Annotated in this window: 20 protein-coding genes; 11 read left to right on the forward strand and 9 right to left on the reverse strand. The window is 34.3% G+C overall.

What is annotated here, in order from left to right; translation table 11 throughout:
* Positions 1–6: 6 nt before the first annotated feature.
* The 4 genes from NBT05_RS03150 to NBT05_RS03165 form a co-directional block, all read right to left on the reverse strand.
* Positions 7–720 (reverse strand): T9SS type A sorting domain-containing protein, encoded by a 714-nt coding sequence (locus NBT05_RS03150; protein ID WP_265771986.1) that lies wholly within the window; start codon positions 718–720, stop codon positions 7–9.
* Between the two features lie 56 nt (positions 721–776).
* A complete protein-coding gene (locus tag NBT05_RS03155) occupies positions 777–1,400 on the reverse strand; it encodes a TIGR04282 family arsenosugar biosynthesis glycosyltransferase (protein WP_265771987.1) in 624 nt (207 codons plus the stop codon).
* A gap of 63 nt (positions 1,401–1,463) precedes the next feature.
* On the reverse strand, positions 1,464–2,531 hold the full coding sequence (arsS, locus tag NBT05_RS03160; protein WP_265771988.1) for an arsenosugar biosynthesis radical SAM (seleno)protein ArsS: 1,068 nt from the start codon (positions 2,529–2,531) through the stop codon (positions 1,464–1,466).
* Positions 2,532–2,541: 10 nt separating this feature from the next.
* The gene (locus NBT05_RS03165) at positions 2,542–2,877 is read right to left on the reverse strand and encodes an arsenosugar biosynthesis-associated peroxidase-like protein (protein ID WP_265771989.1); all 336 of its coding nucleotides are present in this window, start codon (positions 2,875–2,877) and stop codon (positions 2,542–2,544) included.
* Between the two features lie 309 nt (positions 2,878–3,186).
* Here NBT05_RS03165 and NBT05_RS03170 point away from each other — a divergent pair, with 309 nt between their 5' ends.
* The 3 genes from NBT05_RS03170 to NBT05_RS03180 all read left to right on the forward strand — a co-directional run bounded on the left by NBT05_RS03170 (position 3,187) and on the right by NBT05_RS03180 (position 4,785).
* Positions 3,187–3,327, forward strand: coding sequence for a hypothetical protein (locus NBT05_RS03170; RefSeq protein WP_265771990.1), 141 nt, complete (start codon positions 3,187–3,189; stop codon positions 3,325–3,327).
* Positions 3,328–3,809: 482 nt separating this feature from the next.
* The gene (locus NBT05_RS03175; RefSeq protein ID WP_265771991.1) at positions 3,810–4,121 is read left to right on the forward strand and encodes a hypothetical protein; all 312 of its coding nucleotides are present in this window, start codon (positions 3,810–3,812) and stop codon (positions 4,119–4,121) included.
* A 445-nt stretch (positions 4,122–4,566) separates the two neighbouring features.
* Complete coding sequence (locus NBT05_RS03180; protein WP_265771992.1) at positions 4,567–4,785, forward strand: hypothetical protein; 219 nt, start codon at positions 4,567–4,569, stop codon at positions 4,783–4,785.
* Here NBT05_RS03180 and NBT05_RS03185 read toward each other — a convergent pair.
* The gene (locus NBT05_RS03185) at positions 4,782–5,180 is read right to left on the reverse strand and encodes a hypothetical protein (RefSeq protein WP_265771993.1); all 399 of its coding nucleotides are present in this window, start codon (positions 5,178–5,180) and stop codon (positions 4,782–4,784) included. The genes NBT05_RS03180 and NBT05_RS03185 overlap by 4 nt on opposite strands.
* A gap of 212 nt (positions 5,181–5,392) precedes the next feature.
* On the opposite strand from NBT05_RS03185, the gene NBT05_RS03190 reads away from it, so the two are divergent.
* The 7 genes from NBT05_RS03190 to NBT05_RS03220 all read left to right on the forward strand — a co-directional run bounded on the left by NBT05_RS03190 (position 5,393) and on the right by NBT05_RS03220 (position 18,433).
* Positions 5,393–5,593 carry a hypothetical protein gene (locus NBT05_RS03190; protein ID WP_265771994.1) on the forward strand — a complete coding sequence of 67 codons (201 nt, stop codon included), beginning with the start codon at positions 5,393–5,395 and terminating at the stop codon, positions 5,591–5,593.
* 18 nt (positions 5,594–5,611) lie between these two features.
* On the forward strand, positions 5,612–5,839 hold the full coding sequence (locus NBT05_RS03195; RefSeq protein WP_265771995.1) for a hypothetical protein: 228 nt from the start codon (positions 5,612–5,614) through the stop codon (positions 5,837–5,839).
* A gap of 459 nt (positions 5,840–6,298) precedes the next feature.
* Positions 6,299–6,742, forward strand: a complete 444-nt coding sequence (locus NBT05_RS03200) for a T9SS type A sorting domain-containing protein (RefSeq protein WP_265771996.1) — start codon at positions 6,299–6,301, stop codon at positions 6,740–6,742.
* Positions 6,743–6,752: 10 nt separating this feature from the next.
* On the forward strand, positions 6,753–13,082 hold the full coding sequence (locus NBT05_RS03205) for an RHS repeat-associated core domain-containing protein (protein ID WP_265771997.1): 6,330 nt from the start codon (positions 6,753–6,755) through the stop codon (positions 13,080–13,082).
* A 2-nt stretch (positions 13,083–13,084) separates the two neighbouring features.
* Positions 13,085–13,543, forward strand: coding sequence for a DUF4304 domain-containing protein (locus NBT05_RS03210; RefSeq protein WP_265771998.1), 459 nt, complete (start codon positions 13,085–13,087; stop codon positions 13,541–13,543).
* 408 nt (positions 13,544–13,951) lie between these two features.
* A complete protein-coding gene (gene bglX / locus NBT05_RS03215; RefSeq protein WP_265771999.1) occupies positions 13,952–16,228 on the forward strand; it encodes a beta-glucosidase BglX in 2,277 nt (758 codons plus the stop codon).
* A gap of 30 nt (positions 16,229–16,258) precedes the next feature.
* Positions 16,259–18,433, forward strand: a complete 2,175-nt coding sequence (locus tag NBT05_RS03220) for a glycoside hydrolase family 3 N-terminal domain-containing protein (RefSeq protein WP_265772000.1) — start codon at positions 16,259–16,261, stop codon at positions 18,431–18,433.
* A 509-nt stretch (positions 18,434–18,942) separates the two neighbouring features.
* Here NBT05_RS03220 and NBT05_RS03225 read toward each other — a convergent pair.
* The 4 genes from NBT05_RS03225 to NBT05_RS03240 form a co-directional block, all read right to left on the reverse strand.
* On the reverse strand, positions 18,943–21,240 hold the full coding sequence (locus NBT05_RS03225) for a xanthine dehydrogenase family protein molybdopterin-binding subunit (RefSeq protein WP_265772001.1): 2,298 nt from the start codon (positions 21,238–21,240) through the stop codon (positions 18,943–18,945).
* Positions 21,241–21,250: 10 nt separating this feature from the next.
* Positions 21,251–22,270: an FAD binding domain-containing protein gene (locus tag NBT05_RS03230; protein WP_265772002.1), complete on the reverse strand. Its 1,020-nt coding sequence runs from the start codon at positions 22,268–22,270 to the stop codon at positions 21,251–21,253.
* On the reverse strand, positions 22,267–22,752 hold the full coding sequence (locus NBT05_RS03235) for a (2Fe-2S)-binding protein (RefSeq protein WP_265772003.1): 486 nt from the start codon (positions 22,750–22,752) through the stop codon (positions 22,267–22,269). Before NBT05_RS03235 ends, NBT05_RS03230 begins: the two co-directional genes overlap by 4 nt.
* A gap of 216 nt (positions 22,753–22,968) precedes the next feature.
* Positions 22,969–23,670 carry an SOS response-associated peptidase family protein gene (locus NBT05_RS03240; RefSeq protein ID WP_265772004.1) on the reverse strand — a complete coding sequence of 234 codons (702 nt, stop codon included), beginning with the start codon at positions 23,668–23,670 and terminating at the stop codon, positions 22,969–22,971.
* 698 nt (positions 23,671–24,368) lie between these two features.
* Here NBT05_RS03240 and NBT05_RS03245 point away from each other — a divergent pair.
* A complete protein-coding gene (locus NBT05_RS03245; RefSeq protein ID WP_265772005.1) occupies positions 24,369–25,385 on the forward strand; it encodes a LacI family DNA-binding transcriptional regulator in 1,017 nt (338 codons plus the stop codon).
* The last annotated feature ends 57 nt before the right edge of the window (positions 25,386–25,442 follow it).

Here is a 25,442-nt window from a genome sequence, read left to right on the forward strand (position 1 = left end):
AATATTTTATTTAATAACTACAGGAAGGGTAGTACTTTTTACACCGGATTGCACCTGAACCAGATACAAACCTCCGGATAAGCTATTCGTATCGATTTGTACCGCTTCGGATTGCGCTTCTTGTTGAAGGACTACATTTCCTAAAGTATCAAAAATACGTATTTCTGAGGTTGAAAATAAGGGATTTTGAATATTTAAAACCGCACTTGCCGGATTAGGATATACGCTAATATTTTCTAATTCATTTTTGGGTGTAGCTAAGATCGTATTACATTCGGAACCGGCAGGATTTCCTAATGCTACCGTACCCCAGGTAACATTTGCGCTTACACATTGTAAAATAATATATTGATAATCATTTATAGAAACACCATCAGGAATATTAAAGGACTTCATTCCGGTAATTGCATTTCCCATATTCGGATTTCCATTATCACTTTCTAAGGGTTGATTATTACTAACTTCAAGGTCAACTCCCTGATCGTACTTTCCATCAGTAGATAAAAAGGTAAGCAATGTTATACCCTGGACCGTCCTAAAATCAGAATCAAAAATCACCTGTGCTGTTTCTCCTACGCTAAACTCAATTTTTCCGGTTCCCGAAATCGGATAAATGTTTTCCCTGGGACCTCCTTCAAAAGACCCCGAACGAACACATTGTGCGATGGCAGTTACACAGAAACTTAATAAAAATACGGTAGTAATCAATAAATTTTTCATAATTGGTATGTGCTAATAGTTAATACAAACAACAAGTCGGATTAAAAGAGGGTTCCTTACAGGTTGTTTTTATATTTTTCTATAATTTCTATTAATTCCGGATAACGCAATACATCTTTTTTGTAATCAATATCATTTAACATGGTTAACTTAGTATAACTCGTTTCTTTTAAATTTTGAACGGATTGCTCGTATACTGAAGAAGTTCCCCATTTTTTATCTTTAAATAATGAAGGAATAAGTTCAGTTAAACCTAATAGATAATAGCCTCCGTCTTCTGCAGGGCCTATGACTGCGTTATTAGTATCTAAATGCGAAAAGGCTTCCTGAATATGAGCTACCTGTAAGTCAAAAAGATCACTCCCAATGATACACACCTTTGTATACCCTAATTGAAAAGCCGTTTGAAAAGCAAAATGCATCCGTTCGCCTAGGTCTTCTCCTTGTTGTTGGTGTTTATAGAAATGTTCTCCTTTCCAGATATCGTTCTCTATAATTTCGTTACTATACCAGATCAGTTTGTCCGCATTACTTTTACGGACAATTTCGTAGGTATGTTGTAAGAGGAATTGATAGATTTCCAGGGCAGCAGTATCTCCTACTTCTTTAGCTAATCTCGTTTTAACCTTTCCCAGTTCCGGATTACGGGTGAATACAATAATAGCTTCAGAAGATTGCACTTGTTTAATTTTTTAAACTTTTATAATGATTGTAAATAGTACAAAAACCAGGTGAATAGCACTTTAAGCTACCGTACCCTGGCAGCTACTTCCCGCTCCGGCAGTACATCCGTAACAATGTTGCGAAATGACAATTTGCCGATTCTGTAAGATAGCTTCGTTATATTCACTAATATGCTGTACTTTACTAGCTACTTTTAAGTCAAGCATCTGATTAAAATCACAATCGTATAACCAACCGTCCCAGCTTACGGACAAGGTATTTGTACACATCACATTAGCCACCGCTGCCGGATTATAAGCTTCGACCAGTGCGTACATGTAATCCTCATAATTCTCTGAAGCAATTAGATATTCCAGAAAACGGCTGATAGGTAGGTTTGTAATTGCAAAAAGGTCATGAAACTGGATGTCAAAATCCTCTAGTAAGGCTTTTTTAAATTCCTTTTTCATAGCTTCCTGCCCGGATGGTAAAAAAGCACCCGAAGGATTATACACCAGGTCCAGTTTTAAGTTACTGCCCGGCATCCCGTATCCTCTTTCATTTAACTCTTGCAATGCTTTAATAGAAGCGTCAAATACACCGTTACCTCGTTGCTTATCTGTTTTACCCCGTGTCCAATGTGGCATAGAGGAAACTACGTGGATATTATATTGTTTGAAGAAGTCCGGCAAGTCGTAATATTTTTTATTAGCCCTGATAATGGTTAAATTACTACGTACAATAAAATCCTTTACACCTAATTTACTGGCTTCTTCTACAAACCACCTAAAATTCGGGTTCATTTCGGGCGCACCTCCGGTTAAATCTAAGGTATGTGCTCCACTGTTTTTTATGACCTCCAGGCATTGTTGCATAGTTTCTCTGGTCATAATTTCCTTACGATCCGGACCCGCATCCACGTGGCAATGAGCACACACCTGGTTGCACATATATCCTACGTTAATTTGAAGAATTTCTAAAGCTTTGGGTGTAAACGTAGCATACCCACTTTCTTTTATTTTTTCCTTAAAGGTCGGCAGTTCCCCACCTGAAAACAAGCCGTTATTTAAAATACGTAATTGTTCCTTAGGATCAGAAAGATTATCGTTACGTTTATGTAAAGATTTTTTAATTTTTGGTTCTACCATGTACATTGGTTTATAAGTCTAATTTATTGACTTTATTCATCATCATCACTCCGTGGACTAGAGTTGCCCCACTTTTGATAGCTGCCCCTACATGAACGGCTTCCATCATTTCTTCTTTAGTTACCCCACGTTCTAAAGTATCTTTAGTATACGCATCAATACAGTACGGACATTGTTCCGTATGAGCTACCGCCAGGGCAATTAATGCTTTTTCTCTTGCAGACAAAGCGCCTTCTTCAAAAACTTTTCCGTAGTACTCAAAGAATTTTTCACCTAATTCTTCGCTCCATTCGGTGATTTTACCAAATTTTCTTAGGTCAGACGGATCATAATAGGTTTTGGACATAGGTTTTACTAATTAGTCTTATATGAAGTTACAAACTTACAATTTATAACCTTCGGGTTTTCTTAAAGGGGAGAAATTAATATAAAGAATATAGGTGGGTGAACTTAAAGTGTATAGTTTAAAGCGAACTGATACTTTAAATTACTTTACCGATTCAACTTATTACATCAAAATAGTTTTACCCGTCTAATTCTACTATCTATGCAACTACCTACCTTTTGTTTTTAGTTTTTTTAATTTCTTTTTTGAAATTCCTTTATGGGCAAGTCTATATTTAATAAACCTATTCTATTTTTCTTTTAAAAACGCTTGTCTAAAGTCAAAAAGCAAACCCAGTTGATCGGCGGAAAGTACACCGAACTGGAGAAACAATACACAAACCTATCCATCCGGACGGACACGCTTCAAAAAGCGATTATTAGCCTTGCCAAAAAGAACATATCAAAGTAGATAACCATATCTCAAACCCAAAAGTAAAACGGGGGTCTAGTTTGAATTTTGTTCCGGAAAAAGCCCTTAAATCGGAAAAGTGGTATAAAAAGTTTTTAAAGAAAAAGAAATAATAGATTTACGGAAATAACATACAGTGAATATGCTTTTATGTTACTGAAATATAAGCTTTTAAATAAATGATATAATTCTAAGAAAAGTTAGAATATTAAATTAGACGTTTTTCAACATAAATTGTTGAAATATTTTGTTAAAAAAATGAATAAAAAGGTGCAAAAGTACCAGAAAAAAATAAAAAAATCTATAGTGCAAATTTAAAAATTTGACGCTAAATTTGTCTGAAAATCAACGAATTATATTATTATTTTTTTTATAACCACAAGTAAATTTTTAAACGATGAACACTAAAAAATTTTTAATTAGAATTTCTTTTTTACTTTTAACATCTATAACAGTATTATCCTGTACAGAAACAGATATAGATGAAGAAACAATTTCAACAGGCAAAGAAGAACTCGAAGAACGTTAATTATTACTTAATTACTATTTTTTTAAGCTTAGTTGCTTTTACACCCTTAATTCATACTTTTCTTCCGAAGAAAATTGATTATAAAAATAGTTATAGTGAAGTTAAGCTAATTGAAGGAAAGAATACTATAGGCGATGTTGAAATTATTGTAAATAATGGTAAAGTAACCGAGGTAAAAGAAATACATAGTCAGGTAATTAATAAAGTTTTTGGATGGAGTAATTGGAGAAGGTTTTTACTAGGAGGATCACCTTTTTCTGTCTAGCCATACTTACTCTTTTCTGCTTTTGGATTTATAAAAAGGGCGAAGAGAACAAGAAAGATAGTAGTATTCAATACAGGAGAACTGTAAGAATAGTACTATCTTTTTTTTCTTTTATTTCAGTCTGGTTTTGTATCTACTCAATTCTCCCAAGAAATGACTTTTCCTATACTCAATATTACTTCTTATTAGTTGTAGGGTCAATATTAATAAATGTTAGTGTTGTTCTATACTTACAATGGCTCAATAAAGAGTTATATACTATTTCTAACATGAGGGCTAAAATAAGGTCTTTAACTAGGTTTATTTCTTATGATGTATACCAGAAGTATATTCATAGTTCAGATAGGAAAAATTTTCTAATAGATACTCTTAAAGAAGTGGATAAAATAGGGGGAAGTAAAGCTAGTTGAAAGAAGATAATTGTTTACTGAATAAGCACTAAATAATGAATAAAGAAGAAGCAAAGAAAATTTTAAAAAATGTAAAAGAGTCTAATTTTATTAGTTCAGAAATTTATTCACATTTATCAAATGAAGTTGAAAATTACCTAGAACAGGAAATAAAACAAGAAAAGAATAAAGTGAAAAAATTAATATCGCAAACCTTTAATAACGATTATAAGCAAGCAATTAATTACTATAACAAAGCACTAAATATAGGCTAGGTATCTAAAAATTCTTTTAAGCTATCCTTATCTCGAGTAATTTCAAATAATCTTTTTGCAACTTTTTTCTCAATAATATTTCTAATGTTTGGATCTAGTAGTACTTGTGATTCATATTTTACAAAAAAATCCGAAAACTCCTTTAATTTTATTTGAAAGGATTCTATGTCGTTTAAGTTATCTAATGTATTATTACTAATTGTGAACTTAGTATTTAATTCCCTTTTCTGTAGATCACTTAGACTTTTTCGTTTAAGAGCCATTCTTAAAGCAGAACCTTTTAAATTAATAGGTTCCCCCAAATCAGAATAGGTCAAATTATTATCTTTTTTAATTTGAATTATTTTCTCGTAAAAATCCATTAAAACTTTATAATTAATAGAAAATAATTTCACTTTAACGAACAAATTTTCTATATTTACGAACAATTGTTCAAATAATTATTGTTCTGTAACAAATATATATATTTTGCCAATAGAATGTTATTTATATAATAGGTCTTAACTAAGTTGTTTAATCTATTTGACCTTTAAATAAATTACTGAGAGTATAATATCAATCATAACTAATTTAAACCTTATAAATCTATACTCTATCATTAATAAAAATGGATATTAATAATGTACATAGAATTAAAGTTGAAAAATATTTACAAAGACAGCATAAAATTTTAAGACTTCGTGCAATAGAAAGAGAATTAGGGTTTCCAAGAGGTACAATTCAAAAATTTACCTATGAACAAAGAAAACTGGATGATAAAAGGATTACAGCCCTCTATCATTATTTTAAAAAGAATAGATTTAAATAACCCCAAATAAATTACGCTATGAAGAAAGAAGACGCGGAAACAAAATATTATTTAGAATTGCTAAAACATCTACACTTAGACTTTATCCCCTTTTGTCAAGGGGTAGCTGAAAATAGAGAATATGAAACTTTACTAGATTCCTGGATTAAGGACCTGTTTAAAAAAAATAAACCTATAGAAGAAGCTAAAGTGTTGTTGATTAAGCTAAGGCACGAATATTTTTTTAAAGAGGACGAAGCAAGCTAATATACATAATTACGATTACCCCAACCCCGAACGCCATGAACCCCTACTTATGTAATTTAACATTTAAAACTGTAACAAAATTAATTGAATTGATACTAATAGTACAAACAGCCTTAAGACCAAATTTAATTTAATACATATTTAACAACTCATAGGTAGCTACGTAATAGCTTTCTATCCAAGTGTAAATACTTACAAACATTTACAAACGAACGTAAACGTTTACCAACCGGGTATAAGGTTTTATGCCTTTTACTTTTGACCCCTAACAAATACATAAGCGGATATTTCTGCTTTTATAATAATTAAACCTATGTCTAATTACACAAATCACTTGCCAATGAAACTATAGTACCCTTCTTTACTTTTTATCGGAAAAAAGATCTAAGGCAAAACCAGGTTTTTAGCCCAACGGATCGCTCTACGTAAAATTTTAAAATTTAATATAATTAAAATCAAATGAAACCACTTAAAATATACATATTACTAATGCTTTGTTTTGGAAGCTCTTTATTCTCCCAAACTAATAAACTATTATTTACATATGATAAATCAGGAAATCAAGTTCAAAGAGAATACTGTACAGGAAGTTGCTTCATTCTAAAAAAGACAATAGAAGATTTAAAAGAAGATAAAACACTTGCAAATCAATTTAATGGACAATTTGTTATGTATCCAAATCCTACCAATGGAATTCTAATCGTTGAATGGTCCGAAATTAGTATGGAGAACCTACAATCAATTAAGCTTGTAAATTATTTAGGTAGTAAGATTAAGGAAGTCCCAATAAAACAATTCAATTCTTATAAGTTCAATTTGAGTTCGTATTCTACTGGAATGTATTTACTTCAGTTTAAGTTTAAAGACAACAGTACTTTTTCTCAAAAAATTATTAAAAATTAAAATATTCGAAATGAAATTTATTTTAAAAACATTACTATATGTATTAGTTTTAATGGGAATATGTACTTATTCACAAACTAAAACTCAAAAAATTGAATCTGAGGTTTTATCTAAAACGGTCAGATTAAAAAAAATAAAGCACTCAAAATTAAGATCAAATTCTAATTTCGTAAAAAATAGTTCTACCGAAAAAAGTATTTCAGGTACTGAAGTTGCCGGAATTACTCCGGCAGATTTAGATGTTTCACCTTCTGGAGCATTCACTTATAACATTCCCATTGCAATACCACCTGGAATCAATAATATGTTACCAGTCTTATCTTTAAATTATAATGGTCAAAGTGCTGATGGTCACGTTGGGTACGGATGGAACGTTATGGGTTTATCTGCTATAACTAGGATACCATCTACCCTTTATCATGATAATAACCTTGATCCTGTTGATTTTGATGCATGGGATAGATTTGCTATAAATGGTAAACGTTTAGTCTTAAAATCAGGGAAATATGGAGAAGATGGTTCTGTTTATGAAACAGAGATTTTCTCTAATATTAAAGTTATAGCTGTGGGTAATCATCCAGATTCATCAGTTTATGGTCCTAACCATTTTGTAGTTTATTATCCTGATGGTACGAGAGAATGGTATGGTCTAACAGAAAACTCTAGAAGTAGTTTGGAATGGGTAATTACTAAAAAAGAGGACCCTCAAACAAATAGTATAAGGTATTTCTATCTAAAATTTGCTAATACAATGCAGATACAATCTATTTCATACGGCGCTCAAGTTAATAATGGTGCACCAAATACTATCAGTTTTGAATATAAAAGAAGGTCACGAATAGAACAAGCTTACGTTGGGAAAAAAGAGTTTTTCAAAACTTCTGTGTTAGAAGCTATCCATGTACGAGCAAATGGCTCGCTTTTTAGAAAATATGTAATAGATCATATACAAAGTTCTCTTGGATATGATTTAGTAAGTTCCATTACTGAATACAATAAAGATGATGAGAGGTTTGCACCTATCACATTTCAATATGATAGCACAGAAGACAACCTAATACCATATTCAACACCTGGAGGAACATCGATATTTCCCGGAGTGGATTATAAAAAACACTCCATGGTTGGAGGGGAATTTACAGATGATAATAGTATGGATATAATTCTATATAATAAATTAAAACCAACCAGCTTTCATCTTTTCCAAGATTTTGCTAATAATAGAGAGATTACATTAGCTAAGACAGTTGAGATTGGTAAGTTTAAAACTATTATTCCTAATAAGTTTACACAAGAATATGGAAGAGTAATGGGACAATATGGAATAACCGCAATTGTTGAGGAACCAGTAGGTATAAGGTTCAAAACATACTCCCATAATTCATTTACTACAAGTCTAGAATATGAAAAAGTCTGGAAAGCACCTGTTCAAAGTAAGTCCAATAATTGTAATGATGAAAACACGCCTCACGAAGTAATTCCGAGAGAGTACATATCAGGAGACTTTAATGGTGATGGGTTAACCGATGTTCTTGCTATTCAGTTAGGATTTGAAGATAACTATTGTATTGTAAAAAACGATCCGGTAGTTCATTTAATCGAACTTAGCAGAAAAAAAACTTTTAATTATGTTACAAATACGGGAAAACTTTTAACAGAGATAAAACCTGGTGATCAGTTCAAAGTTGCTGATTTTAATGATGATGGAAAAGACGATTTATATCATATTACTGATGGTTTACTAAGAATTTATTCTATTTATGATGGTCAAATTTCTTATTTATGGGCAGAAACAGATGAGCTTATCAAGCTTAACCGTCCTTTTTTAATTGGGGACTTTAATGGAGATGGTAAACCTGATTTTACTGTTCCACAAGAGAATGATAGTCATACTTGGAAGTTTTTTATGGCTAATGGTCAAAATTTCCAGTCGTCACTAAGAAATATTGATGTTTGGTATGGAGATAATGGTCGTGGTTTTGGTCATTCTTTTGAAGGCGAAGTATTTCCAGTTGAAAAATTGTTTGAATACCATTATATAGCTCAAGATTATAATGGAGATGGTAAAACGGACATACTCACACATCATGTAATAACTCCTTTGGAAAATGATCTATATTCAACAGAGAAGATCAGTTTACACCTAAATAAAAATGATGTTTCCGAAATTAACTTTTCTTTTGAACCGAAGGGTTATCAGCAAAGAGAAAACTTTGGAGTTAAAAAATATGGAATTCCTGTATTTCTTGATTTAAACAATAGAACTGCAAATTTAGAATATGCCTATATAGACGCAAATAATATCTATGGTTTTGAATTTGAAAAGGATCATCGAAAAGATGTATTGTTAAGAAGTGTTAAGAATGAAAAACTCATAACAACAATTTTGTATGACGAAGATACAAAACTTGAGCAAGGTTCAGTTTATATTAACTGGTATTCACAGTCCTATCCATATATCGATGTAAGAAACCTTTCTGTAGTACCACTTGTTAGTAGGTTAATACAAACAGATCAAAATATAACAAGAAAACGTGAATTTAGGTATCGTGGAGCAATAGCTCATCTTACGGGCTTGGGCTATTTAGGGTTCCAAGGAATGAGTAGAACTAATTGGTATGGTGACGACGTAGAAGTGCTTTGGAATGGAAGTAGTACTTTCCATGGACTTAGAGGAGCACCATATCAGGAATGGGTTTCTACCAGTTCAGATACCTATATCCCAGCTTCTACAATATCAAAAACAACGTACGACTATAGCATAAGTATAAGGGCCAATAAAGGTTTAACCTTAAAATTAAATAACGTTCATAAAGAAGATTATCTATCAGGAACATCGACAACTACTTCCTATTTAAGGGATCAATTTAATAATCCTATTTCAACAAAACATATTCATAAAGATGGTTCTTCCGAAACTAAGGTTACTTATTCTAATAATATTAATTCTGAAGATAATAGTTATCACGTGGGTCGAATACTAAATAAGAGCCGTACTGACATTCTAAAAGGTAACTCTTTTAAAATATCAGAGTATTATACTTACGTAAATAATCTAATTTCAAAAATAGATAAGGAAAGTAACGGAAGTTCAAAGTTGAGCTATGAGTTTAAATATGATAAATTTGGTAATGTTATACGTAAAAGTAGTCCCGGAAATGCGTACGATAGAGTACAGACTTTTGAATATGATCGTTATGGTAGATTCGTATTAACATCAAGAGATTATCTAGGCTTAGAAACAAAGTTTGTTTATGATTTAAGTTTTGGAAATATTCTTCAATCTACTGATCCTTATGGCTTGGTAGAAACTTATAAATACGATGGCTGGAATCGGGAAACTGAGAAGACAGATTATTTAAATAAAGTTACCAAAACATCTTTTTTAAAGAAACCTGGTGGTGGAATTATAAGGAAGATTGATTATGATCAAGGTCCTGATGAATATATAGAAGCAAATTCATTTGGCTGGATTACTAAGAGAACTGAAAAATCTTTTAAAGGCAAATTATTTAGTAAATCATATGTACATGATGTAGCGGGTAGAATCAAAAGTGAAAGTGAACCCTATCTTACCTCTGCTAATAAATGGAATAAGACATATTATGATAATTATGGAAGAATTATTGAACAGAACTTATTTACAGGTAAAAATATTAAAACAAGCTATAACAATTTAACTACAACTATTAACGACGGCTTTAAAACCATAATAACTACTAAAGATACAGCTGGGAACATCACTGAAATTAAAGATGAAGGAGGAATAATCAAATATGAGTATTATGGAAATGGTTCTTTAAAATCTACTAGCTATGATAACTACAAAACTGAAGTATTCCTTGATGAATGGGGACGTAAATCTAAAATGGTTGATCCTTCAAGCGGTATTTATACCTATAAATACAATAAAATTGGACAAATATTAGAAGAGACAACACCAATTGGAAAAACAACCTATAATTATAGTAGAAAAGGAATTTTAGAACGAAAAAAATTAGAAGGTAGTAGTACTAATATGTTGATTAATTATAGCTATGATAGCAAATATAGAAATACTCAGGTAGCTGCTTTTGGTAATGACCAACAAAATTATACTTATAAATATCAATATGATGATTACAATAGATTAAATAAAGTTAGTGAGGAAGTAATTGGAAAAGTTACGTCAGGAAGATTCGAAAAAATTACTAGTTATGATGAATTTGGTCGGATACGTAATGAAATATATAATTCTCTTAACCATAATGACAATACCGAAAGTTCTGTAAAAGTTCTCAACATTTACGACGCATTTTCAGGAGAATTATCAGAGATAAGAGAAGGTGAGACAAATAAGCTTCTTTGGAAGTTAGAAAGTCAAAATCCTTCTGGTCTTTTTACAAGGGTAACTCTTGGTAATGGTTTTGAGGTTAATAGATCTTACAATGAGCAAAATAGATTGTCAATGTTAATAGACAAAAAAACTGTTGACAATACCACTATTAAAGCTATCGATTATACTTACACCTACAATAATCAACATGGCTTAATGACAAATAGAAATAATTTAATTTTTAACCAAAAGGATGAATTTGAATATGATGCTAATGATAGACTTATAGAAGCGAAAGGTAAATCTATAACCAAACATATTTATGATTTAAAAGGTAGGATCAAAGAAAATAACCGTATAGGTACCTACAATTATGATCAGTTAAAACAATATCAGTTAATTCAAATATTGTTAGATAACTCAATAAATTCACATTATGAGTCTCATAATTTACAGAAGATAGACTATAATATTCATAAAAAACCAACTTCCATTAAGAACGAAGGAACGGCTGGACTTATTGATTATGATTATGGTCCTTATAAGGATAGAACTCATTTATATCATGGAAATAAATCAGAAAAAAGCGAGAGAAATTATCAAAAGTTCTATTCTTCTATTCTTCCTATAGAAATTGAATACAATAAAGAAGCGAAATCTACCCGAATTATAACTTATGTAGCTGGTGATGCATATTCTTCCCCGATGGTTCACATTAAAAATAGTAATTCAGATGGTCCTTCCGGTATACTATATATTCATCGGGACCATTTGGGGAGTATCTCTGCAATTACTGATAGTACTGGAAAAATAATTGAACAAAATCACTTTGGTGCATGGGGTAATAGGGAATATTCTTTTAAAGCTTATAGTCAGGGAGTTTTTAAAAATAGCGACTATTTACTGAACCGTGGATTTACTGCACATGAACATATTTTCAATACCAATTTAATACATATGAATGGTAGGATATATGATAGCCTACTTCATCGTTTCTTAAGTCCTGATAATTACATTCAAGATCCTTTTAGTTCAAAAAGTTTTGATAGATATGCCTATGTATGGAATAACCCACTCTCATTTAATGATCCTAGTGGTGAGGTAGTATTTACTATTGCAGTAATTGTGGGAGTAGCAGTAGGAGCGTATTTTGGAGGAGTACAAGCGAACGGAGGAGAATTTAATCCGGTGGATTGGGATTGGAAAAGTCCAGAAACTTATGTTGGCTTAGTTTTAGGTGGAACTGTGGGTGGACTTAGTGCAGGAGCAGGAGCTGCAGTAACCTCTACATTATCGGCAACCAGTTCCGCTTTTATTTCTACTACTGCTGGAGGTATGGTTGCTGGCGGACTTAATGGCGGCGCATTTTCGCTTCTACCAGGTGGAGATAAAAATATTTTACAAGGTATAGGTTTGGGTTTAGTTGGTGGAGGCTTCGGATCAGCTGCTGGTCTAGGCTTAAGTAAATTAGGAGTAAGTATAAACTTCTTAAAAGATATTAAAAGTCCATTGTTAAAATCTACTATTGGTGGAATCTTAGGTGGTGGAGCTGGTGGATATGCTGGTGGTTTTACCACAAACTTTATTAAAACTGGAGATTTAAGTTTAGCACATGAAAGTGGACTTGATGGAATAATTTCTGGTGCTGCCACCGGTATTGTATCTGGTGTAGCAACAGGTTATGCAACCTCAAAAGCTAATAACGTTGATTTTATAACTGGTAAAAAATTTAGAGGTTCAAGGAATCCTAAAGTGGCAGCAGCAGCAGCAAGAGGTAGAAAAATACATTATGATTATAAAAAACATCTACATAAGGTTGGTGATAAGCATAAAGAATTTAGGTTACCAAGTGGAAAAAGAATTGACTTTTTAGATGTGGATAATGGTGTAATCTACGAATTAAAGCCAAACAATCCGAGAGCTATTCAATTAGGTCATAAACAACTAAATCAGTATCTTTTCGAAGTTAAACAATTACCGGAATATAAACATATAAATTGGAGAACAGTTTTAGAAACTTATTAATTATGGATCCAAAAGAATTTAAGAAACTTTATACAACCACTATAAAATTGTACAGTTTTAAAAAGAAATATCATGGATATATGATAGAATTAGAAGATTCTACTTTATTTCTAGATTTACAAAGGTCTAATTTTGGAATTTATTTTGATCTCAACATTAGGGTATTTATAGAAGGAGCCTTTGATATTTTTTATAAAAAAAACCCAGATCAAATTAAGAAAAATATTGGTAGCATTTTTATGAGACAACCTGTTGAATATGATAAATTTTTCCGTTTGGAAAATGATTTAACTGATATAGAAAGAAAAACAGGTCTAGTAAAACTATTTGAACTTGTGATACTACCTTTGAAGGATAAAGTTAAAACTTATAACGATATACTTAGAAGTATTAATAATAAAGAACTCAAAGTATTACCTCCGGTTCAAGAAGAACTTCATAAATTAGTAAAATCTTCATAGATCTCTATTTAATTTAAGTAAAGCCGTCTCGTAAGATAAATGAGGCGGTTTTATTTAGTTTAACATTATACTCTATTAGTAGATAAGTGAAAATGTAGTCAATATAGTTCCGTAAATTTTTTATTTTCAAATATAAATTTTATAATAAAAACACTACTATTCAAAGTAATAAAAGTAGAAATACAAAACTAACTTACACTTTGTAACCTTTAGGTATTTTTAAAGGGGAGAAATTAATAGCAGAAAGTAGGTTAATGAGCTTAAACCTTACAGTATTTCTGAGATTCGATTCCCCATAACTAGAAATATGAATTAGATTCTAAACAGTTTTATCCAAAAAAATCTGTACAAATCATTTTAATAATGTATCATTAAACCTAAAACGCAATGAACTCATCTTAAGCCTTTATGACTTATTATAAATTACTTTTTTTAATTTTCTTCTCTTTCCTAACCGGTTTTTCGCAGAAATCACAGCAGGCAATCTTAATAGAACAAAGGGTTGACTCTTTACTATCTCAAATGACCGTATCCGAAAAAGTAGGGCAACTCGTTTTATATAGTGGAAGTTGGGATGTAACCGGTCCTCCGTCTGATTTGGGGAATCAGAAAAAACTGGATAACATAAAAAAAGGAAAAGTTGGGGCAATGCTCAATGTTACTTCTGTAGCCGGAGCTAAAAAATTACAAAAAGCGGTCTTAGACCATTCGCGATTAAAAATTCCATTATTGTTTGGGTATGATTTGATCCATGGATTTAAAACTATTTTTCCGATACCTTTAGCGGAAACTGCCAGTTGGGACCTGGAAGCTATTCAAAATTCAGCTGGGATTACTGCCAGAGAAGCTACGGCTTCCGGGATTAACTGGGCGTTTGGACCTATGGTTGATATCTCAAGAGACGCCCGGTGGGGACGGGTTATGGAAGGAGCGGGCGAAGACCCCTTTTTAGGTTCAAAGGTTGCCGTTGCCCGGGTTCAGGGTTTTCAAGGTAAGGATTTATCTGATCCTCATACGCTGGCTGCCTGTGTCAAACATTTTGCCGCTTATGGTTTTGCAGAGGCCGGACGTGACTACAATACGGTAAGTATCGGAGCGTACGAACTTTTTAACACGGTACTCCCCCCTTTTAAAGCTGCGGTTGACGCTGGTGTTGCTTCGGTGATGAGCGCATTTAATGAACTGGACGGTATTCCTACTTCGGCTCATAAAGAATTACTTACGGGCATCCTTAAGGAAAAATGGAACTGGGATGGGTTTATTGTTTCGGACTGGGGTTCTATTGTAGAATTAATTTTACATGGCTACGCCAAAGATCAAAAAGAAGCTGCCTATCGGGCTATAAATGCAGGGAACGATATGGACATGGAAGGTCGGGTCTATGAAAAACATCTGGAAACTTTGATTACTGAAAATAAAGTAGCTATCCAACTTCTGGACGATGCTGTCAAACGAATTCTTCGGGTTAAATTTAAGTTAGGGTTATTTGATGACCCCTATCGCTATCTAAACGAAAAACGCGAACAATCGGAGATTTACACCCAAGAAAACCTGGAAGCAGCTGAAGATATGGCGTTAAAATCCATAGTCTTACTTCAGAATAAAAACAATATCTTACCTATTTCCAAAAAAGTCACATCTATTGCAGTGATCGGACCATTAGCTGCTGATAAAGACACCCCTTTAGGCAATTGGCGTGGCAAAGCCGAAAAAGAATCCGCCATTTCTTTACTGGAAGGAATCCAGGAAATACTCCCCAAATCAACTAAGATCAGCTATGCAAAAGGGGTTCATCTGGGTCTGGGGGAAAGGAGTTTTACAAACGAACTGACTCTTAACCGAACGGATGATAACGGAATAGAAGAGGCAGTTGCTCTTGCTAAAAATGCTGAGATAGTAGTTTTGGTTATTGGTGAAGAAGCTTTTCAATCCGGAGAAGGACGTAGCCAGGTTAGTATTGAACTGACCAATCCCCAGAAAAAACTATTTGAAGCTGTACAAAAGGTAAATAAAAACCTGGTTGTGGTACTTATGAACGGGCGACCTTTAGCAATTCCCGACGTAGCAGAAAAAGCTCCTGCTATTCTAGAAGCCTGGCATTTGGGTTCCAGGTCCGGAAATGCGATTGCCCGTATACTTTTTGGAGCGTATAACCCTTCCGGAAAACTTCCGGTATCTTTTCCACGTCATATAGGACAAGTTCCTTTATATTACAATACAAAATCAACCGGTCGACCTGCAAATGCCCAGGGTATGGTTTTTTGGTCTCATTATACCGATGAAAGAAATGCTCCCCTATTTCCCTTTGGTCATGGTTTATGTTATACGAGTTTTACATATTCAAATTTTAAGATAAGTAAAGAAACTTTTTCTAAAAAAGAAAAAATTACGGCAAGCGTTAAGCTTACCAATACGGGCAAAGTAGCCGGAAAAGAAGTAGTACAATTATATATCCAGGACTTATTTGGTAGTTTAACCCGACCAATTAAGGAATTGAAAGGCTTCGAACTTGTTACTTTAAATCCCGGTGAAAGTAAAATCGTGTCTTTTATTATTGACGAAAAACTACTCCAATTTTATACCGCAAATAAAAAATGGGAAGCTGAACCCGGGGATTTTAAAGTGTATATTGGTGGAAGTTCCTATACGGACTTAGTTCAAAAGTTTAGGTTAACCGATTTGTAATTATTTTCAAATTTTATTTTTTACTCCTGTATGGATACTGCCATTGACCAAAAAGTTGAAGATTTATTATCAAAAATGTCCCTGGAAGAAAAAGTAGGTCAGATGACTCAAATTGCCTTAGATGTCGTGACCAAGGGAGAAGATCAATACAGTTCTTCGCAACCTTATGAATTGGATATAAAGTTGGTAAAAGAAGCTATTCATACGTATAAAGTTGGTTCCATCTTCAATACTCCAACTGCACCATTATCCAGGGAAGAATGGTATAAGCTTATTAAAACGCTTCAGGACGAAGCAGCTAAAACCCCACTTCAAATCCCTATTATCTACGGTATTGATGCCATACACGGGGTTAATTATACGACTGGGGGCACTTTATTTCCGCAACAACTAGGATTAGCCGCTACTTTTAATACTAAACTGGTAGAAGAACTGGCTTCTATCGCAGCCTACGAAACCAGGGCTTCTTCTATTCCCTGGAACTTTTCTCCGGTATTGGACCTGGGTAAAAATTCTTTATGGCCCCGATTATGGGAAACCTTTGGAGAAGATGCCTATTTAAGTACTTCTTTAGGAGAAGCTATGATCAAAGGATATCAGGGAACATCCGGCGATCCTGAAAAAGTGATGAGTTGTATGAAGCATTATATAGGATACGGCTCTCCGCTTTCTGGTAAAGACCGTACTCCCGCCTGGATACCGGAACGGGAACTACGGCAATATTTTTTACCTGTTTTTAAAAAAGCCATAGATGCCGGATCAGCAACTTTAATGATCAGTTCAGGGGAAATCAATGGTACCCCGGTGCATTGTAGTAAGTTTTTATTAACCGAGGTACTTCGGGAAGAATTGGGTTTTGAAGGTATTGCGGTTACGGATTGGGCAGATATCAACTACCTGCATACGAGGCATAAAGTAGCACCTACGATTAAAGATGCCGTAAGAATGGCCATTAATGCCGGGGTAGATATGAGCATGGTACCACATGACTTCGATTTTATAAAACACTTACTGGAACTGGTTAATGAAGGATTAGTTAGTCAAGAAAGAGTAGATAGTGCCGTAAGAAGGATTTTAAAGGTAAAACTACAACTCAATTTATTTCAAAAACCCGTTACTCATCCCGATACATATCCGAAGTTTGGATGTGAAGCATTTAAAATGTTAAGCCAGGAAGCTGCGGAAGAATCCATTACTTTATTAAAAAATAAAGAAAACCTGCTACCCTTATCCGAAGATTGCAAGGTATTAATTACCGGACCCTCTGCTAACTCCATGCGACCGCTTAACGGAGGCTGGTCTTATAGTTGGCAGGGTGATGAAGTGGATACGTATACCAAAGATAAAAATACCGTTGCTGATGCTTTTGCAACTAAAAAAAATGTGGTTTTTAAAGAAAGCCTGACTTTTGAAAATACAGCAGACTTTAAAACTATAGAAAAAGAAGTGGAAGCCAGTGATGTAGTACTACTTTGCCTGGGTGAAAACTCCTATACCGAAACCCCGGGCAATACACATTCCCTAATAATACCGGATGACCAGGTTGCTTTAATTGAACAAATAGCAACAAAAGGAAAGAAAATCATTCTGGTATTATTTGAAGGACGTCCGCTTATCTTTAGCAAAATTGAACCCCTGGTGGATGCGGTTTTTATGGCATATTTACCTGGAAATTACGGAGCCGATGCCCTGTTAAACCTGGTATACGGCAATAAAGTCCCCAGTGGTCGCTTACCTATTAATTACCCGAAACATCCGCATTCCCTGGTCAATTATAACCATAAGCATAGCGAAAACATTCATGTTCCAATGTATTATACTTCGGATTATGATCAGCAATATGAATTTGGACACGGCTTGTCATATACCACTTTTACCTATTCGGATTTACAACTGAGCGCTTTAAAAATTACCGAAAATGAAGTATTGAACGTATCTGTTACCATCACAAATACTGGTTTATATACTGCTAAAGAATCCGTACTCTTATTTATAAGTGATTTATATGCCAGCATTACCCCGGAAGTAAAAGCATTAAAAGGTTTTAAAAAAATAGAACTGGCACCAAATACTTCCAAAAAAGTTACTTTTAACATTACAAAAACTGAATTATCTTTTGTAAATGAAGCTTTACAAACCATCGTAGAACCTGGGGATTTCGAAGTACATATTGGTCCGCTTACCCAAAGGTTTGAAGTTATATAAATAAACTCTGGTACATTTAGGGGAAAAAGCGTCAATTGGAGTGTTTTTTCGTATTGAAATGAAGAAAAAATAGCCTGTCCTTGACTTGACCGAGGATATCGAGTCCTTCGGTTTAACTCAGGATTACATAGCTTTTTGGACTAAAACCCTTTTCATCTTGAGCTTGGTCGAAAGACTCGATAGTTCTGCTGAACTAGTTGAAGCACACTTCTTTCTTTGGTCGAAGTACTTAAACTGACGGATTTTACAATAATTAATGTTTATATGCAGTATTGGTATAAATAATTCTCAAATACCTGGTTTAAACCAAAGATTAAAAGGATTTAACTCATCTACGATTTTCAATACTATAATAAGTCCTAATTCCTGATTCTAGAAGCGATAGCAGTCCTAAATCTTTAACAAAAACTAATTATTTAAAACCCCAGAAAGTAAAATAATACCAATTAAAACTAAGACGGAAACTATCTTTTACCATTTTAATTGGTATTATTTACGAAATCTATTTTTTAATAGGCAACAGTTTCAGCTACTTCTTTATCATTGATTAAACTTGGAATTTCAGTTACGGATTCTGTAATCAAATCATCAAAGTGAATGGGAAATTTATTGATGCGTTTTCCGGTAGCATGATAAATCGCATTTGCTATAGCCGGTGACATTGAAGCTAATCCGATTTCTCCAACCCCTTTACTTCCTAACTCATTAATAATATCATCATGTTCTTCTACAAAAATTACATCCATTTCATGTATATCCGCATGTACCGGAATATGATATTCTCCTAGGTTAGTATTAATAAACTTACCAATATTACTGTCCAGCATGGTTTCTTCTTGCAAAGCTTTACTAATTCCCCAGGTCATTCCCCCTAATATTTGACTTCGGGCGGTTTTAGGATTAATAATCCTTCCTGCGGCTACCGCAGTTACGGCACGGGTCACATTAATTACCCCCAACTGTTCGTCTACTTCAACTTCTACAAAAGCAGCACTATGAGCAGCACGGGTATATTGTTTTAATTTAAAGGCATTTGGGATGTTACTTTTACTGGCTTTGACCGCTTTTCCTTTATTAGCTGCTATAATTTCGGTAAAGCTAATGGTATGTTCAGGTGTATTTTTACTGTATAAACTTCCATCTTCAAAAACAATATCCCGATAACGGATTCCCAAGAACGGAGATTGATAAATAAGTTTTGCTTTTTTTAGTAATTTCTTTTTTAAAGATTCGCAAGCTGCTTTAATCGCTGATCCTACGACTCCGGTGGTATACGATCCACCCTGAATCGGAGAAATAGGCAAATCACTATCCCCGTACTTGAAGGTGACCTGATCCAGGTCTAAACCTAGCGTGTCTGCGGCAATTTGGCTAAAAATCGTATAAGAACCTTGTCCTACATCTGTCACCGCACATTCAATGGTAAGTTTGCCATCACTATTCATAATAGCCTTAGCTTTGGCCGGTAAAGCAATTACATCCCAAATTCCGGAACTCATTCCCTGCCCTACCAGTCGGTTGCCTCGTTTCATACTACGAACTTCAGGATTACGTTGATTCCACCCGAATTTTTCGGCTCCCTGGCGATAACACTCTTTCAATTCTTTACTGGAAAATGGTTTATCTGCACTCGCATCCCGTTCGGCATAATTAATTAACCGAAATTCTAACGGATCTATATTATTTTGATAAGAAAGTATGTCCATTGTAGCTTCTACTGCGTGTAACCCGGTACTTCCGCCCGGTGCTCGCATATCTAAAGGAGAATATACATCTAAAGGAACTAATTTATACTCTAACAAAGAATTCTGGGCTGGGTATAACATATGTCCCCAGTTAACAACTACCTCGGTATAATCTTCAAACCTGGAAGTTTCTGCAACAGCTTTATGACGTAAGGCGGTGAGTTTACCCGTAGCATCCGTACCAAATTGTGTGGATTGAAAGGTTTGCGGACGGTGACCAAAGGTAAACATCTGTTTACGATCCATCGTCACCCGAACATTCTGCTTAAGTTCTAGCGACGCCATCACACATAAAAACAGTTGGTATTGCGGTCGTAATCCCGATCCGAACCCTCCTCCTACAAAAGGAGAAACCACCCTAACATCGCTAAATTTCAACCCGAAAATATTTGAAATGTATAATTGGCAATTGCTCGTCCCCTGGGTTTTGTCATACACTGTTAACTTACCATCTTCATAGATAACCGTAGAAGCAAATAATTCTAGCGGATTATGATGTTCTGCCCCATGATAAAAATTTTCAGATGCCTGATGTTCTGCATTTCGATACGCTTCAAAGAAATCCCCTTTGGGAGAAGGTGGTAAAGGTTTTAAAATATGAGCAATACCTACCTGAGGGTCCTTGGTTTGATGCAGGTTATTCTTTAGATCCGTATCAAAAGTTTCTTCTTCATAATGGATGTCCAATAAAGAAGCAGCATACCTTGCCTTTTCAAAGGTATTTGCAACGACTAATGCAACCGGTTGCCCGTTACATTTAATTTCATTGTCATACAAAGGCTTAAAGGGCGAACCCGGAGGAGCATCCATATCTGCATATAGCATGTCAAACCAGGGTAGTTTAGGTCGGTTAAAGGGGGTAAATATTTCAATAACCCCATCAATTGCCCTGGATGCATCTTCAATAATTTCCGTAATCTTACCTTTAGTGACGGTACTATTTACAATATAACCGTACACCAGGTCTTTATGATTATATTCTCCGGCGTATTTAGCCTGTCCGGTTACTTTTAAATGGCCTTCCAGCCGACCTACCGGCGTTCCAATACTTTTCTTTTTCATAGTTGAAATTTTATAGTGAAGGTTTAGCTCCGGGACGTTGTGTTGACGGATCTAAAGCCATGATGCAGTTACGTACTAACGCCCTTTTGGTGGCTTCAATTTTAAAAGAATTATGTTCAAAACCTACGGCTCCTTCCACCATCATTTCTGCGGCTTGTTTAAAATTTTCAGGAGTTGGGCTTTTTCCTTGTAAAAAGTTTTCTACTTCTTTATTACGCCAGGGGATATGGGCTACACCTCCCAAAGCTATTCTAATCTTTTCAATCTTACCAGCATTTAATTTCATTCCGGTAGCTACACTTACTAATGCAAAAGCATAGGAGTTTCTATCCCGTAGTTTTAAATAAGAATAGTTATCCGCGTATCCTTCCGGCGGAAGTACAATCGCTGTAATCAATTCATTTTTACCCAGGGTATTTTCAATATCAGGAGTATCGCCGGGAAGCGTATGAAAATCTTCAAAGGCAATAGTTCGATCGCCTTTAGGTCCGGTTACTTCTACTTTTGCTTCTAAAGCTGCCAGAGCCACACACATATCTGATGGGAAGGTAGCAATACAATGTTCGCTATGCCCCAGAATGGCATGTAAGCGGTTCATCCCTTCTTTTGCCGGACATCCCGAACCCGGAACCCTTTTATTACAGGGAGACACTTTATCATAAAAATAATAGCAACGGGTACGTTGTAACAAATTCCCACCGTTAGTTGCACTATTTCTTATTTGTGCTGAAGCTCCGGCTAATATGGTGTTTGATAGTAACGGATATCGTTCTTTAATCAACGGGTGATGCGCCGTATCAGCATTAGAGACTAAAGCCCCCAGTCGAACTCCGTCTGCACCAAGATCTTCTATTGTTTTATAAACGTTAAAATCCGAGATATCAACTAAGGCTTCCGGATGTTCGATATCGTATTTCCAAAGATCAATTAAATTAGTCCCTCCTGCCACATAAAAAGAATTATGTGCTTCTTCTTTTTTTGCTACTGCTTCTTGTGCAGTAGTTGTTTTTACATAGTCAAAATTATTCATTCCTGTAGTTCCATTACGTTAGCAATTGCGTCTATAATATTAGGGTTGGCCCCACAACGGCATAGGTTTCCACTCATAGAGTCTTTTAATTCTTCCATGGTCGTTACCTGATTTTCTTCTATCATCCCTATAGCACTACATATCTGCCCGGGTGTACAATAGCCACATTGAAAAGCATCGTGTTCCAGAAAGGCTTTCTGTAAGGGATGCAACTCTTCTTCTTTAGCAATGCCCTCAATTGTAGTAATTTCGGATTCGTTTTTCATGACTCCCAGCGACAGGCAACTCAATATTCTTTTACCGTCACAAATAACAGTACAAGCTCCGCATTGCCCATGGTCACAACCCTTTTTAGTCCCGGTTAAATTTAGATGATCTCGTAACGTGTCCAGGAGGCTTACCCAGGGTTGTATGTATACAACTTCCGATTTTCCATTTACGGTAAGTGCAACTTTTACATCCTTTTGATTTTCTGATTTCATGAAGTGGTATCTGTTTTATAAGTAGTTTTATATCGTGTTTACCAGTACTGTCCGGATTTCACAATAATTAACAACTTTTCTATTAGCAACTATTTATAAGGGAAATTATAAGATTTTAAAGGTAGTTCCGGCGTTTATCAACCAAATTATTTGCTTTTTTAAATAACATACTACATTCTATGGCTACAAAACATCAAGCAAATTTTCTATTTTAGGTTATTCCTGTAAATTACTATTAGAAACAGGTTCTAACATACTTTCAAAGTAAATATCACTATTAAAGAATTGCCGGGTAATAGCATGCGCTTTTAAATTCTGATTGCTATCTTTAAGATGTCTTTGTAGGTATTTTTCCGTATCGCCTGCCAACCATTCTGCGTAATTTTCTTTTTCTACCACTAATGGCATTTTTGCTGACATATTCTGAATATTTTCTACCAGCCCGGTTGAAGGAACGTTATAAATAGAAAAGGTAACAAAACCATCTTCTAATGTGGTACAGATTCCGGCCACACAAAAGGGTTTTTCATCTTCTTTATATACATAGTAGGGCTGTAATTCTCCATCTATATATTTATGAATAAAAAATCCGGAAATAATAACCAGGCAAGGTTGGTCATTGTTTAATAAATCTGCTAACTTTTCTGATTCGGCACCTCTAGGTTTTACAAAAAGTGTGGAAAAAAACTTTTGAAAATCCTGCCAGTCCCCCTCAAAATCATCTGGTAATAAACCCCATATCCCTAAGGAAATATAATCCGTACTATTAGCTTTTATAATCGGTAGTAAATTTTCATTAGCTCCGTCTATAACTACTTCTTTAAAATACGTGTTGGGGAATTTAAAATTAAGGTTGAAGTGATCCTCAATTTCTGCTCTTTCCCTGGTATTGGACAGTTTTAAATGATAAGAAGCCATACACTACATTTTAATGATAAGGAGTTCTTTACCCTAAAAAACTCGAACTCATAAAATTAAATGAACAATTTTGTAAAAAACATCCGTATACCTATTAAAATGAATGTTTTCAGATTAATTTTACCTTTAATAATACCAGATTAAGTAACTGTGTAAGAAAATGCTTAAGATGATACTTTATACTTAATATGGCCTCTGGTGCATTTGAATAATAATCATATAAAATCCGTCAGTTCGAGTGCTTCGCCCAAAGGAAGAAGTGTATCGAGAACAAGGATTTTAGTCAAAAAAGCTATTCTCGATACATTTTTTCTTCATTTCATTACAAAAAAAACTCGAATTGACGCTTTTTTGCCCTAGATACTTCAGAGGCAGATACAACAACTATTTATTGACCTGTTAAACGCAATACTTTTTAAGGAATAATGTCTTATTGTCTTTAATGGTCATATCTGCAATTGATGCGGTATATAGAATAAGTTGTATATTTAACAAAATTTTAATTTTTCTCCGAAATACATGAGAATAAAAACAGTTTTTATACATTACAAGAGTTAAATTACCCTTAGATGAAATTGCTTAGTAAGCAATCTTTATTAAAGAATTAAAGTGAAAAAGGATTATAGAATAAGAAAAGTTGTCATCTAAGATATTACAACCTTTTAATAAAGCATCATTAGCAGCACACCTCTTTGGAAATGAAAAAAAAAGTGACTTTAAAACAACTAGCTAAAGAATTAAATCTTTCTATTTCTACAGTTTCCAAATCTTTAAAGAACGACCCTGAAATCAGTCGAAAAACCATTGTTCGGGTTCGGGAACTGGCCAAATTTTATAATTATAAACCGAATGCTTTGGCGGTAAGCCTCAAAAGCAGTAAGACTAAAACCATTGGTGTCTTACTACCTGAAATTTTAAATAATTTTTTTGCAACGGCACTCTTCGGTATCCAACAGGAAGCTGCTAAAGAAGGTTATAAAATAGTGACTTGTTTTACTAATGAGTCTTACCAAAAAGAAGTGGATTATCTGGAAACCTTAACCTATAGTAGTGTTGACGGAATTATTTTGGCCTTAAGCCAGGAAACACAAATTAAAAATAAAGTATCTCATATTACAGAACTGGCTCAAGACAATATTCCGGTGGTTTTGTTTGATCGGGTAAGCGATACGATTCAGTGCGATAAAGTGATTATTGATGACTATGATGCTTCCAAAAAAGCGGTAAGCCATTTATTAGATTCAGGTTGTAAGCATATTTTAGTTATTTCTACCATTCATGAATTAAGTGTAGGTAAACTTCGGGCAGAAGGCGCACAAAAAGTAGTTACTGCCTATACCGGTGCAACCTTATCTACGATCGAAGTTACCCAGGAAGATGAAGGGGCAAAAGAAATTACTGCTTTTCTAAAGAATCATAAGGTTGACGGAATTTTAGGTTTTGACGAATTATCGGTTGCCTTGGCTATTCATATTGTTAATGCAATTGGTAAAAAGATACCTGAAGAAATAGCAATTATAGGTTTTTCTGATAGTACTTTGTCTCGCTATTCTTCTCCTAAAATTACTACCATATCACAGCATGCCGAAGAGTTAGGCAGTATGGCCACTGCACTATTATTAAAAAGAATGAACCCTGATACTTCAGAAAACACCCCAAATTTTACGACTAAAGTTGTAAAAACTTCTTTACTTAAAAGGGCGTCTACCAGGTAATTACAACAGGGAACACCCCGGGTTTTTAAGGAGATATTATAGAAGGTTCTTTATTAA

Origin of the sequence: Aquimarina sp. ERC-38 (assembly GCF_026222555.1) — a bacterium.
In the GTDB taxonomy this organism is placed as follows: Bacteria; Bacteroidota; Bacteroidia; order Flavobacteriales; family Flavobacteriaceae; genus Aquimarina.

Coding starts and splice junctions, on each gene's coding strand:
- NBT05_RS03150 (WP_265771986.1), bottom strand. CDS start 720: ATGAAAAATTTATTGATTACTACCGTATTTTTATTAAGTTTCTGTGTA.
- arsS (WP_265771988.1), bottom strand. CDS start 2,531: ATGGTAGAACCAAAAATTAAAAAATCTTTACATAAACGTAACGATAAT.
- NBT05_RS03165 (WP_265771989.1), bottom strand. CDS start 2,877: ATGTCCAAAACCTATTATGATCCGTCTGACCTAAGAAAATTTGGTAAA.
- NBT05_RS03175 (WP_265771991.1), top strand. CDS start 3,810: ATGAAGAAACAATTTCAACAGGCAAAGAAGAACTCGAAGAACGTTAAT.
- NBT05_RS03180 (WP_265771992.1), top strand. CDS start 4,567: ATGAATAAAGAAGAAGCAAAGAAAATTTTAAAAAATGTAAAAGAGTCT.
- NBT05_RS03190 (WP_265771994.1), top strand. CDS start 5,393: ATGGATATTAATAATGTACATAGAATTAAAGTTGAAAAATATTTACAA.
- NBT05_RS03195 (WP_265771995.1), top strand. CDS start 5,612: ATGAAGAAAGAAGACGCGGAAACAAAATATTATTTAGAATTGCTAAAA.
- NBT05_RS03200 (WP_265771996.1), top strand. CDS start 6,299: ATGAAACCACTTAAAATATACATATTACTAATGCTTTGTTTTGGAAGC.
- NBT05_RS03205 (WP_265771997.1), top strand. CDS start 6,753: ATGAAATTTATTTTAAAAACATTACTATATGTATTAGTTTTAATGGGA.
- NBT05_RS03210 (WP_265771998.1), top strand. CDS start 13,085: ATGGATCCAAAAGAATTTAAGAAACTTTATACAACCACTATAAAATTG.
- bglX (WP_265771999.1), top strand. CDS start 13,952: ATGACTTATTATAAATTACTTTTTTTAATTTTCTTCTCTTTCCTAACC.
- NBT05_RS03220 (WP_265772000.1), top strand. CDS start 16,259: ATGGATACTGCCATTGACCAAAAAGTTGAAGATTTATTATCAAAAATG.
- NBT05_RS03225 (WP_265772001.1), bottom strand. CDS start 21,240: ATGAAAAAGAAAAGTATTGGAACGCCGGTAGGTCGGCTGGAAGGCCAT.
- NBT05_RS03230 (WP_265772002.1), bottom strand. CDS start 22,270: ATGAATAATTTTGACTATGTAAAAACAACTACTGCACAAGAAGCAGTA.
- NBT05_RS03235 (WP_265772003.1), bottom strand. CDS start 22,752: ATGAAATCAGAAAATCAAAAGGATGTAAAAGTTGCACTTACCGTAAAT.
- NBT05_RS03240 (WP_265772004.1), bottom strand. CDS start 23,670: ATGGCTTCTTATCATTTAAAACTGTCCAATACCAGGGAAAGAGCAGAA.
- NBT05_RS03245 (WP_265772005.1), top strand. CDS start 24,369: ATGAAAAAAAAAGTGACTTTAAAACAACTAGCTAAAGAATTAAATCTT.